A 12778-nucleotide genomic window follows, 5' to 3' on the forward strand; every position below is an offset into this window, starting at 1 on the left:
CGCCCACCCGCCGCGCGCACGGGTTGCCCGGCCCGCCGAAAACCGCTGCGCCAGTACCGCATCGATCCCGACTCCCCTCCGCGAAACCGCAGGTGGACCCCTGTTCGCCCAAGGTTCGCGACCACATCCCGCAACCGCACGCGACGACTCGATCTATGCTGGCAAAGGCCAGTCCGACAAGGAGGCATTGATGCGCGCGCATTCGTCTACCGTGGCCATCGTGCCCGGTACCGGGATCGTCGCCCGATTCGGCGACGTCGTCATGTATCTCGCGGGTGAGACCCCGTCCACCGACCGACTACTCGGTGCGGTCGAAACCGTCGCGATGAGCACCGCGGCCTCCGCGCCCGGTGCCGCGCTGGCCCAGCGACTGGCCGGCGTCGTCTTCGGCGGCGCGTCCGCCCCGCCGCCGTTCGGCGTCCTCGCCCCGACCGCCGACGGGATGCTGATCCTGTTGCGCGGCGCGGTGATCGCCGAGATCTCCGGCGCCGAGGGCAACCGCCGTCTGGCCGGCGACCGCGCCTTCACCTGGGTCGACGAGATCATCCGCGAGCCCGTCCGCCGGATCGCGGTCGGCGCCGAGATGGCCGACCCGACCAGCGCCAATCCACGCACCGACCTGCGGGCCGGCATCGTCACCGGCAACGGATTCGTGCTCAACCTCGGACGGCGCCGCAATCCCGCGCCGCGCCGGGTCGAGGCGATCGACGAGCCGCCGCCCACCGAGGCCACCGGCTTCCGCGCCCTGCGCACACCGGCGGGTCACACCGAGAACGGGGAGGCCAGACCGGCGACCGCGGGTTTCGCCGTCCCCAGCGCCGAGGCCGGATCCGCCGGTCCGGCAACCGGTTTCGTGGCCGCCCCCGAGGTGGGTGATCCCGACGGCGAGACGGTGAGCACGGGCTCGCGCCCGGCGACCGTCGACGGTGAGACCGTCAGCACCGGTCCGCGCAATTCCCCCGCCACCAACGCGCCGCTGGCCTGGTCCCAGGCCCTGGACGCGGCGAAACGGGCCGAGCCCGTCGCCCTGGGGAAGTCCGGACCGCATCCCACCAGCTCGCGCGGCGCCCTCGTCACCGAGGACGGGCTGAGCTATCCGCTGGATCGGCCCTATGTCCTGGGCCGTAACCCCTCCGGCGACGAATCGGTGCGGGCCGCCGCCGCCACCCCCATCCTGATCGAACGCGACCGGCTCGTGTCCCGGGTCCACGCCTTCGTCGCCCCCGACCGGGGCAAGGTGTTCGTCCGGGAGGCCCCCGCCACCTCCGGTACGTTCTTCGCCGCCCCCGACTCCGAACGCTGGTCGCGCGTCGGCACCCTGCCCATCGAACTGCAACCGGGCTGGCGCCTGCGCATCAACGATTTCCTGCTGACCTACTGCGTCTGAGCCAGCTCATCGGGCCGAACTGTCCCGACGCCCGTGGTGTGCACGCTGTGCGTCCACGGGCGTCGGACCGCGATTCGGCTCAGGCCTCGAGGGCGTCCAGCAGTGCCGCGCGCTGGCGAGCACCGAGGCCGCCGATGCGGCGATCCTCGGGGATCTCGGCCTGATCCATCAGCTTGGCCGCCTTCACCGGGCCGACACCCGGCAGCGCCTTGATCACGGCGGCGACCTTGGTCTTCTTGACCAGGTCGTCGCTGTCGGCCTTCTTGAGCAGATCGGCGACGGTGACCTTGCCCTCCTTCACCTTGCCGATCAGTTCCGAGCGCGCCTTGCGCACGGCAGCCGCTTTGGCCAACGCCTCGGTGCGCTGTTCGGCGGTCATCGTAGGCAGTGCCATGTCTCCTCCGCTTCCACTCGTCACTCGAACATCTGATTGACGGACCGAGTAAACAGCAACCGAACGGCAGCACCAGTCCGACACACCGCGAGGATACGCCGATGAGTTTTGCGTGCTGGGCCCGTCGTAATGGGTGAACGACCTGCAAGACGGACGAAACGGACGAAAGGATCGGCGCCATGGAGCTCTCCCTGACCCAGTTCCGCACCATCGACGGCGTCCACCAGGCGCCGGGCGGGCCGCAGGAGGACACCGTCGACGGCTTCACCCACGGCGGCTGGCCGGCCCCCACCGGCGTGCTCATCGCGAGCCACCGCGCCGACGGGGCACCGGAGTACGGCGACTTCTCCGCGGGGTGATCCACGTAACACCACGCCCAGCTGCGACGAAACACCAGCAGAAGCACAAAACGGGACCAAGGTTCAACGGCGAACCACGGAGGATCAACGAAGCTCCTCGACCCCGGGCGCGACCGGTCACCGGTCGTCACCGTCTCCCCGTGACTGTGCGATGACAGCTACACAGTTGTGCGCCAGACGTTTCCGGCAGCGGCGGGTCGGCGAGAAATCCGGCCCGCGGTTGTGCTCTCCGCGGCTCCATGCGCAAGAATGACGCGACCCGGCGAACCCCTTTGCTACTTGGAGTTGCGATGCGCGAGGAACACCCGCTCGATGACGAGGTCGTTGCGTTGCCTGTCCGGGTCGAACGGGCCAGGCGGCGCATCGCCTACCAGTCCGATCCGGCCCTGACCGACGCACTGTCGGAAGACGAACTGCGCGCCGAGCGCGAACTCGCCGAGAAGATCCGCACCTACGAGCGCGACCAGCGCTGGAAGCAGATCAAGGCCGCGTCCATGCACGCCGATCGGCTGCGCGAGACCACCGCCGAGATGGAGCGGGCGGAGATGGCGGACGTGATGCTGGCCCGCAAGGCCATCGCCGCCCAGCGCCGCGAATCCAACCCGCGCGCCCGGCTGGCCTCGCTCTACCAGCACCGCACCTGGTCGCTGCGCGCCCTGGCCGGCGTCGTCATCGCGGGCATGCTGTGGTCGGCGGTGAACGTCCAGCACAACATCGCCCCCGGCGGCCCGAGCGACCCGCTCTACTGGGCCAGCTTCGGCCTGGAAGCCATGATCAGCGTCTGCCTGGTCATCATCATGATCGGCACCACCCGGGTGGCCGAGTGGGGCGTGATGGGCAACCGCACCCAGGTGCTGGTCGCGGAACTGTTCCTGCTCTCGCTCACCATCGCCCTCAACACCTATCCCCACCTGAGCGCGGGACACTGGTACGACGCCGCCGTCCACGCGGTGGCCCCGGTGATGATCGGCGTGGCCCTGATGATCCACAACGCCGCCAGCGCCCGCTACAGCACCGCCATCGCCCGCGCCTCCGCCGAGATCCCCTCCGACGACGCCGAGGACCTCCTCTCCGCCGCGCCCGCCTTCCGCGAGAGCTAGCGACAACCACACACGAAAAGAGGGCCCCTGCTCCAGCTGGAGCAGGGGCCCTCTTTCGATGGCGCTGTGTGGGCTCTACGCCGACTTCTCGCGGCGCTCGGTGCGCTGGGTCTTGCGCGGGACGATCGTCGGGAGGACGTTCTCGGTGACGGTGTCGGCGTTCACGACCACCTTGGCGACGTCGTCGCGGCCGGGGATGTCGTACATCACCGGGAGCAGGACTTCCTCCATGATGGCGCGCAGGCCACGGGCACCGGTGCCGCGCAGGATCGCCTGGTCGGCGACGGCTTCGAGGGCGTCGGTGGTGAACTCGAGGTCGACGCCGTCCATCTCGAACAACCGCACGTACTGCTTGACCAGCGCGTTCTTCGGCTCCGAGAGGATCTTGACCAGCGATTCCTTGTCCAGGTTGGTCACCGAGGCGACGACCGGCAGGCGGCCGATGAACTCGGGGATCAGGCCGAACTTGATCAGGTCCTCGGGCATCACGTCGGCGAAGTGGTCGTCGGTGTCGACCTCGGCCTTGGAGCGGACCTCGGCGCCGAAGCCGATGCCGCGGTGCCCGGTGCGGTCGGAGATGATCTTCTCCAGGCCCGCGAACGCGCCGGCCACGATGAACAGCACGTTGGTGGTGTCGATCTGGATGAACTCCTGGTGCGGGTGCTTGCGACCGCCCTGCGGCGGCACACTCGCCTGGGTGCCCTCCAGGATCTTCAGCAGCGCCTGCTGCACGCCCTCACCGGAGACATCGCGGGTGATCGACGGGTTCTCGCTCTTGCGGGCGATCTTGTCGACCTCGTCGATGTAGATGATGCCGGTCTCGGCGCGCTTGACGTCGTAGTCGGCGGCCTGGATGAGCTTCAGCAGGATGTTCTCGACGTCTTCACCGACGTAGCCCGCCTCGGTGAGCGCGGTGGCGTCGGCGATGGCGAACGGCACGTTCAGCATCTTCGCCAGCGTCTGCGCGAGGTAGGTCTTACCGCAGCCGGTGGGGCCGAGCATCAGGATGTTCGACTTGGCCAGCTCGACGGTCTCACCGCGGCTGTCGCGGCCCTTGTCGCCGGCCTGGATGCGCTTGTAGTGGTTGTAGACCGCGACCGCGAGGGTGCGCTTGGCCGTGTCCTGCCCGATGACGTAGTTCTCCAGGAAGTCCCGGATCTCCGACGGCTTGGGCAGCTCGTCGAGCTTGACCTCGCTCGACTCGGCCAGCTCTTCCTCGATGATCTCGTTGCAGAGGTCGATGCACTCGTCGCAGATATAGACCCCGGGGCCCGCAATGAGCTTCTTGACCTGCTTCTGGCTCTTTCCGCAGAACGAGCACTTGAGCAGATCGCCGCCGTCTCCGATGCGCGCCATCTCGTAGGTCCCTACTTCCTTGTCCGAGTGCGACCGTCGTCCCCCGATTGGGCCGGAAATACGTTTCGGTGCCGTCAATCAGAGCAGTGGTCCCTGAGTCGACCGTACCTGGTGTGCGCGAGAGAGGTCGACAACTCGCGCATGTTTCTGTGAAGCGTTGTGCGGGTTCTCACCATTGTGAGGCCCACGGTCGAAAAAAGATGGGCCCGCCGCCCAGATCGGGCGACGGGCCCGGGCGTGTCACTTCTGTCCGCTGAGCTTCCGGTAATCGAAGACCTGGTCGACGATGCCGTATTCCTTGGCCTCCTCGGCCGTCAGGATCTTGTCGCGGTCGGTGTCCTTGCGGACCTGCTCCTCGGACTTGCCGGTGTGGCGCGAGATGGTGACCTCCATCAGGCGGCGCATCCGCTCGATCTCGGCCGCGGCGATCTCGAGGTCGGACACCTGGCCCTGCACGCCGCCCGAGGACGGCTGGTGGATCAGGATGCGCGCGTTGGGCAGCGCGGCACGCTTACCGGGCGCACCGGCGGCCAGCAGCACCGCGGCGGCCGAGGCGGCCTGACCCAGGCACACCGTCACCACGTCGGGGCGGACGTACTGCATGGTGTCGTAGATCGCCATCAGCGCGGTGAACGAGCCACCGGGCGAGTTGATGTACATGGTGATGTCGCGGTCGGGGTCCTGGGACTCCAGCACCAGCAGCTGCGCCATGATGTCGTTCGCCGAGACGTCGTCGACCTGGTTGCCCAGGAAGATGATGCGCTCCTCGAAGAGCTTGTTGTACGGGTCCGACGTCTTGACACCGAACGAGGTCTGCTCGGTGAACTGCGGCAGGATGTAGCGCGCCTGCGGGAGGCCCGCAGCGGAGCCGCCATGTCCGGCGCGCGGGTCGAAGAGGTTGGCCATCTTTATCTCCAAGCTTGTCTCGAGTGAGGGGGGACGGCGGCGTTACTTCGCCTGGTTCGCGTGGGTGACCACGTGGTCGATGAAGCCGTATTCGAGGGCTTCCTTCGCCGTGAACCAGCGGTCGCGGTCCGCGTCCTCGGTCACCTGCTCCACCGACTTGCCGGTGTGCAGCGACTGCAGCTCGTTGAGCTCGCGCTTGGTGTGGGCGAACTGCTCGGCCATGATCGCGATGTCGGCCGCGGAACCACCGATGCCCGCCGACGGCTGGTGCATCATGATCCGGGTGTGCGGCAGCGCGAAACGCTTGCCCTTGGTGCCCGCGGTCAGCAGGAACTGCCCCATCGACGCGGCCAGGCCCATCGCGACGGTCTTGATGTCGCACTCGGCGAACTGCATCGTGTCGTAGATGGCCATACCCGCGGTGACCGAGCCACCCGGGGAGTTGATGTAGAGCGAGATGTCCTTGGTCGGATCCTCGGCCGAGAGCAGCAGGATCTGCGCGCACAGCTTGTTCGCGATGTCATCGTCGACCTGCGTGCCGAGGAAGATGATGCGCTCGCGCAGCAGCCGCTCGTACACCGAATCACTGAGGTTGAGACCAGCAGTAGCGGCTGTCATGACCCCTGCCTGGTTGATTGTCACGGATACCTGCCTTCTCTTCTCACCGATTGCTACGGCCATACGGTTCGTCGTCACAAACAGTAACGAAGCAGGGCGGCACCGAACTCCCGGTACCGCCCTTCTTCGCTCACAGCGCAATCCAAGCACCCCGTGTGGGGTACCGGTCACACCGGCATCACAAAACCTATTCGGCGGCGGCCTCGACCTGCTCGGTCTCGGCGGAATCCGCGGGGTCACCGAACATTTCGGTGGTGTCCACCACGTTGCCCTCGGAGTCGGTGACCTTCACCTGGCCGACGACACCGGCCAGCGCCTTGCCACGACGGACGTCGGCGAACACCGCGCCCAGCTGACCGGCCTGCTGCACCTGCTGGATGAACTGCTCCGGCGACATGCCGTAGCGCTGGGCCTGGAACAGGATTCGCTCGGTCAGCTCCTGCTGGCCGACCTGGGTGTTCTCGGCCTCGGCGATGGCGTCGAGCAGCAGCTGGGTCTTCACCGACTTCTCGGCGGCTTCCTGGGTGTCCTTGTCGAACTCCTCGCGGGAGGAGCCCTGCGCCTCGAGCGCCTCGGCCAGCTTGGCCTCGTCGTGGTCGAAGCCGTGGACGGCGTCGTGCAGCACCGCGTCGACCTCGGCCTTGACGACGGCCTCGGGCAGCGGGACCTCGACGGTCTCGAGCAGGGTGTCGAGCACCTTGTCGCGGATCTGACCGGCCTGCTCGACCTTCTTGACGCGCTCGACGCGGCCCTTCAGGTCTTCCTTGAGCTCGTCGATGGTGTCGAATTCGCTGGCCAGCTGGGCGAACTCGTCGTCGGCCTCGGGCAGCTCGCGCTCCTTCACCGACTGCACGGTGACGGTGATGACGGCTTCCTTGCCGGCGTGCTCGCCGGCGACCAGGGTGGAGGTGAACTCCTTCGACTCGCCGGCCGACAGACCGGTGATCGCCTCGTCGAGGCCCTCGATCAGCTGACCCGAACCGACCTCGTGCGACAGGCCGGTGGTGGCCGCCTCCGGCACGTCCTCGCCGTCGACGGTGGCCGACAGGTCGATCGAGACGAAGTCGCCGTCCTGCACGGCGCGCTCGACACCGGTCAGGGTGCCGAAACGCTGACGCAGCGAGGTGAGCTGCTGCTCGATGTCGGCGTCCTCGATGGTGAACGCGTCGACGGTGACCTCGAGGCCCGAGTAGTCCGGCAGCGCGATCTCGGGGCGCACGTCGACCTCGGCGGTGAACGCCAGCTCTTCGCCGTCCTCGATCTTGGTGATCTCGATCTCGGGCTGGCCGATGACCTTCACCTCGGCGGACTGCACGGCCTCGGCGTAGCGACCCGGCAGCGCGTCGTTGACGACCTGCTCCAGCACGGCGCCACGGCCGACACGGGTCTCGATCAGCTTGGCCGGAGCCTTGCCCGGACGGAAGCCGGGGATGCGGACCTGCTGGGCCAGCGCCTTGTACGCCTTGTCGAAGTCGGGCTTCAGCTCCTCGAAGGGCACCTCGACGTTGATCCGGACCCGGGTCGGGCTCAGCTGCTCGACGGTGCTCTTCACGGACATGCTCCTTGGTTCGTAGTTCAGTGGTGTCCCCGCATGGGACGTCGCGCCATGAGTCGGTGCGACGAACGCATCCCGACCAGGGTAGTTGACCGCCTTCGCGGTCGTGCAATCGGCGGCTGTTTGCGCGGCGGCTAGCGGCCGACCTGCACCGCGTCGGTGACGAAGACCAGCGTCTCGTTCGGCGCGACGCCGTTGCCGCCCGCACCGTAGCCGAGGTTCGGCGGCACGATCAGCAGCCGGCGCGCGCCCTGCTGCACGCCGAGCAGACCCTGGTCCCAGCCCTCGATGACCTGGCCGGCGCCGAGGGTCAGCTGGAACGGCTTGCCACGCTTGAACGAGCTGTCCAGGGTCTCCTTGTCCGACCAGGTGACCAGCGCGTAGTTCATGGTCAGCGGCTGACCGGCGACCGCGCCGGGGCCGTTGCCCGCGACCAGGTCCTTGACGATCAGGGTCTTGGGCGGATCACAGGAGTCGGGAATCGTGATCTCCGGTGCGTCGCCGTAGCCACCGCTGACCTTGATGTCGTCGGCGGTGCATTCGCGGCCCTTGCTGGCCGTGGACTGGCCCGCGGCGGCGGTGCTGCTGCTCGGCGAACTCGCCGAATCCGAGTCCGAGCCGCACGCCGCTGTCGCGATCGCGGCGGCCGCGACGAGTCCGATGCCGATGATCCTGCCGAGAGAATGCATGGCCCGCACAGTAATAGACCGCGGGCGCGGCGCCGGGAACGGGCACGGCGGTAGGCTCGGCGGTGCGTTTCTCCACCGGTGTCGCCGAGTGCCGAATCGGCGCCCCGTGCAGGTCCCGGCGGCGCGGACGGCGCCGCAGCTCACCGAGTACGAGGAGAGTCCGCGATGACCCGGACCAGCGATCTCGACGCCGACACCGCCGCCGACAACGTGGGCGGCGGCGACGGCGAGACCATCGCCCCGCAGCCCTACGTCCTCGCCGACGCCCCCGGCCCGCTGTCCCGCGACGAGTTGGTCGCGGTGGACACCTGGTGGCGGGCCGCGAACTATCTGGCGGTCGGCCAGATCTATCTGATGCGCAATCCGCTGCTGCGCGAGCCGCTGCGCGCCGAGGACATCAAGCCGCGCCTGCTCGGCCACTTCGGCACCGTGCCCGGCCTGAATCTGGTGTGGGCGCACGCGAATCGGGTGATCCGGAATCGCGGACTCGACGCGGTGTACGTGGCGGGCCCCGGCCACGGCGGCCCCGGCCCGAACGCCTGTGCCTGGCTGGAGGGCGCCTACGCCGAGCTCTACCCCGACATCGCGCGCGACAGCCACGGCATGCGCAGGCTGTTCCACCAGTTCTCCTTCCCCGGCGGCGTGCCGAGCCACTGCGCGCCGGAGACGCCCGGCTCGTTCCACGAGGGCGGCGAACTCGGCTACAGCCTGCTGCACGCCTACGGCGCCGCACTCGACCATCCCGATCTGACGGTGTTCTGCGTGATCGGCGACGGCGAGGCCGAAACCGGCCCGCTGGCGGCCAGCTGGCACGCGAACAAATTCCTCAACGCGGCGCGCGACGGCGCGGTGGTGCCGATCCTGGCGCTCAACGAGTACAAGATCGCCAACCCGACGATCCTCGCCCGCATCCCGACCGACGAACTGGTCGCGCTGCTGAGCGGCTACGGCTACGAGCCGCTGATCGTCTCCGGCGACGACCCGGCCCCGGTGCACCAGGCGCTGGCCACGGCGATGGACACCTGCCTGGACCGCATCGCCGGATTCCAGCGCGCGGCCCGCGTCGACGGCGACACCACCCGGCCGCGCTGGCCGATGATCGTGCTGCACACGCCGAAGGGCTGGACCTGTCCCCCGGTCGTCGACGGCGAACAGGTCGAGGGCACCTTCCGCGCCCACCAGGTCCCCCTGCCCGCGGCCCGCACCAACCCGCAGCACCGGCGCGTACTGGAGCAGTGGCTGCGCTCGTATCGCCCAGAGGAACTGTTCGACGAGCACGGCGCCCCGGTCGCCGCCGTGCTCAGCCAGATCCCGGACCGGCCGATGAGCCTGAACCCGGTCGCCAACGGCGGGCTGCTCGTACGTGATCTGGACCTGCCGGACTGGCGCGACTACGGCGTCGCCGTCGAGCGGCCGGGGTCGGGACCGCACGAGGCGACCCGGGTGCTGGGCAGCTGGCTGCGCGATGTCACGGTGCGCAATCCGCACAACTTCCTCACCCTCGCCCCGGACGAACTGGTCAGCAACCGGCTCCAGGACATCCTCGAGGTGACCGGACGGGACTGGCAGGCCGAGGTCGGCCGCTGGGATGTCGACCTGTCGCCGACCGGCCGCGCCGTGGAGGTGCTCTCCGAGCACCTGTGCCAGGGCCTGCTGGAGGGCTACCTGCTCACCGGCAGGCACGGGGTGTTCACCTGCTACGAGGCGTTCATCCACATCGTCGACGCCATGTTCAACCAGCACGCCAAGTGGCTCGACGCCAGCCTGGCGGTGCCGTGGCGGCGCAAGATCCCCAGCCTGAACTATCTGCTCACCTCGCACGTGTGGCGCCAGGACCACAACGGATTCACCCACCAGGACCCGGGGTTCCTCGATGTCGTGGCGAACAAGAGTCCCGAGATCGTGCGGGTGTACCTGCCGCCGGACGCGAACACCCTGCTGTCCACCTACGACCACTGCCTGCGCTCGCTGCACTACGCCAATGTGGTCGTCGCGGGCAAACAGCCGGGGCCGGACTGGCTTTCGGTGTCCGAGGCCGCGCTGCACTGCGCCCGCGGGGTCGGGATCTGGGAGTGGGCCTGCCACAACGACGACCCCGGCACCACCCCCGACGTGGTGCTCGGCTGCGCGGGCGACATCCCCACCCTGGAAACCCTCGCCGCCGCCGCGATCCTGCGCGATCGGCTGCCCGACCTGCGGGTCCGGGTGGTCAATGTCGTGGACCTGATGCGGATGCTGCCCGCAGGCGAACACCCGCACGGCCTGCCCGACGCCGAGTTCGACGCGCTGTTCACCACCGACCGCCCGGTGATCTTCGCCTTCCACGGCTACCCCTGGCTGGTCCACCGGCTCACCTATCGCCGCACCAACCACGCCGAACTGCACGTGCGCGGATACAAGGAGAAGGGCACGACCACCACCCCCTTCGACATGGTGATGCTCAACGACCTCGACCGCTTCCACCTGGTGCTCGACGTGATCGATCGGGTGCCCGGCTTGCGCGGTCGGGCGGCGGGTCTGCGCCAGGAGATGGTCGACGCCCGGCTGATCGCCCGGCGCTGGACCAGGGAGCACGGCGAGGACATCCCGGTCGTCGCGAACTGGGTCTGGCCCGAGGCCGCGATCCCCACTGTGACGTAACGCGGTTGCGGCGTGGGCCCGCGCTGCACGACGATGGAGTCGATGACCGAGCCCCGCCGCCCCGACACCCTCCCCCGCGATCGTCGCGACCTCACCGGCCCCTTCGACGTGATCGGCGACGTCCACGGCTGCCGCGGCGAGCTGGAAACCCTGCTGGGCGAACTCGGCTACATCCTCGAGCGCGACGAGCGCGGCCGGGCGGTCGGCGCCGCGCATCCGGACGCGCGCACGGTGGTCTTCGTCGGCGATCTCGTCGACCGCGGCCCCGACACCCCCGGTGTGCTGCGCCTGGCGATGGGCATGGTCGCCGCGCGCACCGCGCTGTGCGTCACCGGGAACCACGAGTACAAACTGGTGCGCGCGCTGGACGGCCGCAATGTCCGCGTCGCCCACGGTCTCGAGCTCTCCCTGGCCCAGCTGGCCGAAGAAGACGCCGAATTCCGCTCCGCCGCACACACTTTCCTGCGCGAGCTACCGAGCCACTATCTGCTCGATCGCGGCAAGCTGGTCGTCGCCCACGCCGGCCTCCCGGAAAGCCTGCACGGCAGCACCTCCGGCCGCGCCCGCTCCTTCGCCCTCTACGGCTCCCCCACCGGCGACTTCGACGAACACGGCCTGCCCATCCGCTACGACTGGGCCCAGGACTACCGCGGCGCCGCCACCGTCCTCTACGGCCACACCCCCGTCACCAAACTGACCTGGGTCAACAACACCCTCTGCCTCGACACCGGCGCCGTCTTCGGCGGCACCCTCTCCGCCCTGCGCTACCCCGAACTGACCACGATCTCCGTCCCCGCCGAACAGATCTGGAGCGAACGCGCGGGCATCACTCCCGGCAGCTAGTCGCCGCGGGCCTGTTTGATCTTGCGCCAGCCGCCGGCGCGGTTGTCGGCGATGATCTGTTTCAGCATCTTGCTCAGGGCGCGGTCGTTGAGGGTCTGGCCCTCGTAGACGGCGACGGTGCGCGCGGTTTTGTTGTCGTGGCCGGCGGTGATGATGTTGTCCGGGTCGGGGACGATGGCGCCGTCGTAGAGGAAGATGTTGACGTGCGTCTTGGCGGCGAGCAGCGCGCAGATGTTGCCGTCGAGGACGAAGTAGGGCTGCACGCGCCGCTTCACGGTCTCGGTGACCTCGGGGTCGGCGGCGTGGACGAGGTCGCGGACCTGGCGGCAGACGGCCTGCTGCCAGGTGGGGAGCGCGTCGATGTAGGCGTCCACGCGCGGATCGGCGACGTAGGTCACCGATCGATGGTGACATATCAACGGGCCGGTGTCCGGGCAGCGCGCCCGGTGGGATCGTCGCCGAATCGTCAACTCGACATCCCGGGCGAGCGGGCCGCGACCTGGCGAAACGGGCTTACCATCGCAGCGGACGACCCGACTCATCGCCGAGGAGAGGTTCATGCGCCGAACGATGCTCGCCCTGTCCGTGCTCTGTCCGCTGGTCGGCGCCGGGCTGGCCGCCGCCGATCCGGCGCCGCCGGGGACCGGCACCGCCGGGACGCTGAGCGTCCTGGCCTTCACCGGCCGGGACCCGATCCCGGTCAACCGCGCCGAGATCACGGTGACCCGCTGCGGTGAGACCCAGGTTGTCACGACCCTGACCAGCGGCCCCGACGGCCGCGCCACCGCCGCCCTGCCCGACGGCTGCTACGAGGCGAGGGTGATCACCGTGCCCGGCGGGTGCGCGCTGGCCGACACCGCACCGGTGCGCCTGCAGGTCGCCGCGGGCACCCAGGTGAGTACCGAGTTCCGGTTCCGCTGCGCCTGAGTCG

13 protein-coding genes are annotated in these 12778 nt (G+C 69.0%); 6 read left to right on the top strand and 7 right to left on the bottom strand.

Going from position 1 to position 12778, the window contains the following annotated elements; translation table 11 throughout:
- Window positions 1-190: 190 nt before the first annotated feature.
- Entirely contained in the window at window positions 191-1387 is a 1197-nt protein-coding gene (locus tag ACFYWJ_RS29820) for an FHA domain-containing protein (protein ID WP_355277101.1), read from the top strand.
- A gap of 79 nt (window positions 1388-1466) precedes the next feature.
- On the opposite strand, the gene mihF is transcribed toward ACFYWJ_RS29820, so the two are convergent.
- Window positions 1467-1781, bottom strand: coding sequence for an integration host factor, actinobacterial type (gene mihF, locus ACFYWJ_RS29825; RefSeq protein ID WP_019045768.1), 315 nt, complete (start codon window positions 1779-1781; stop codon window positions 1467-1469).
- A gap of 179 nt (window positions 1782-1960) precedes the next feature.
- Here mihF and ACFYWJ_RS29830 point away from each other — a divergent pair, with 179 nt between their 5' ends.
- Complete coding sequence (locus ACFYWJ_RS29830) at window positions 1961-2140, top strand: hypothetical protein (protein ID WP_355277097.1); 180 nt, start codon at window positions 1961-1963, stop codon at window positions 2138-2140.
- Between the two features lie 290 nt (window positions 2141-2430).
- Complete coding sequence (locus ACFYWJ_RS29835) at window positions 2431-3240, top strand: hypothetical protein (protein WP_355277094.1); 810 nt, start codon at window positions 2431-2433, stop codon at window positions 3238-3240.
- A 75-nt stretch (window positions 3241-3315) separates the two neighbouring features.
- Here ACFYWJ_RS29835 and clpX read toward each other — a convergent pair whose 3' ends face one another.
- The 5 genes from clpX to ACFYWJ_RS29860 form a co-directional block, all read right to left on the bottom strand.
- Window positions 3316-4596: an ATP-dependent Clp protease ATP-binding subunit ClpX gene (clpX, locus tag ACFYWJ_RS29840; RefSeq protein WP_218721478.1), complete on the bottom strand. Its 1281-nt coding sequence runs from the start codon at window positions 4594-4596 to the stop codon at window positions 3316-3318.
- A 240-nt stretch (window positions 4597-4836) separates the two neighbouring features.
- A complete protein-coding gene (locus ACFYWJ_RS29845) occupies window positions 4837-5502 on the bottom strand; it encodes an ATP-dependent Clp protease proteolytic subunit (protein ID WP_218721479.1) in 666 nt (221 codons plus the stop codon).
- Window positions 5503-5544: 42 nt separating this feature from the next.
- Window positions 5545-6120, bottom strand: a complete 576-nt coding sequence (locus tag ACFYWJ_RS29850) for an ATP-dependent Clp protease proteolytic subunit (RefSeq protein WP_030202569.1) — start codon at window positions 6118-6120, stop codon at window positions 5545-5547.
- A 187-nt stretch (window positions 6121-6307) separates the two neighbouring features.
- The gene (gene tig / locus ACFYWJ_RS29855) at window positions 6308-7672 is read right to left on the bottom strand and encodes a trigger factor (protein ID WP_218721480.1); all 1365 of its coding nucleotides are present in this window, start codon (window positions 7670-7672) and stop codon (window positions 6308-6310) included.
- Between the two features lie 137 nt (window positions 7673-7809).
- On the bottom strand, window positions 7810-8364 hold the full coding sequence (locus ACFYWJ_RS29860; protein ID WP_355277089.1) for an FKBP-type peptidyl-prolyl cis-trans isomerase: 555 nt from the start codon (window positions 8362-8364) through the stop codon (window positions 7810-7812).
- 165 nt (window positions 8365-8529) lie between these two features.
- Here ACFYWJ_RS29860 and ACFYWJ_RS29865 point away from each other — a divergent pair, with 165 nt between their 5' ends.
- Window positions 8530-11004 (top strand): phosphoketolase family protein, encoded by a 2475-nt coding sequence (locus ACFYWJ_RS29865; RefSeq protein ID WP_355277086.1) that lies wholly within the window; start codon window positions 8530-8532, stop codon window positions 11002-11004.
- A 42-nt stretch (window positions 11005-11046) separates the two neighbouring features.
- The gene (locus ACFYWJ_RS29870) at window positions 11047-11847 is read left to right on the top strand and encodes a metallophosphoesterase (protein ID WP_355277083.1); all 801 of its coding nucleotides are present in this window, start codon (window positions 11047-11049) and stop codon (window positions 11845-11847) included.
- Here the strand turns inward: ACFYWJ_RS29870 and ACFYWJ_RS29875 are convergent.
- Window positions 11844-12245, bottom strand: coding sequence for a DUF1801 domain-containing protein (locus tag ACFYWJ_RS29875; RefSeq protein WP_355277080.1), 402 nt, complete (start codon window positions 12243-12245; stop codon window positions 11844-11846). The genes ACFYWJ_RS29870 and ACFYWJ_RS29875 overlap by 4 nt on opposite strands.
- 160 nt (window positions 12246-12405) lie before the next feature.
- Here ACFYWJ_RS29875 and ACFYWJ_RS29880 point away from each other — a divergent pair, with 160 nt between their 5' ends.
- Window positions 12406-12774: a hypothetical protein gene (locus ACFYWJ_RS29880; RefSeq protein WP_355277077.1), complete on the top strand. Its 369-nt coding sequence runs from the start codon at window positions 12406-12408 to the stop codon at window positions 12772-12774.
- Window positions 12775-12778: the final 4 nt, after the last annotated feature.

The sequence above is a fragment of the Nocardia sp. NPDC003269 genome (assembly GCF_042888005.1).
GTDB lineage: Bacteria > Actinomycetota > Actinomycetes > Mycobacteriales > Mycobacteriaceae > Nocardia.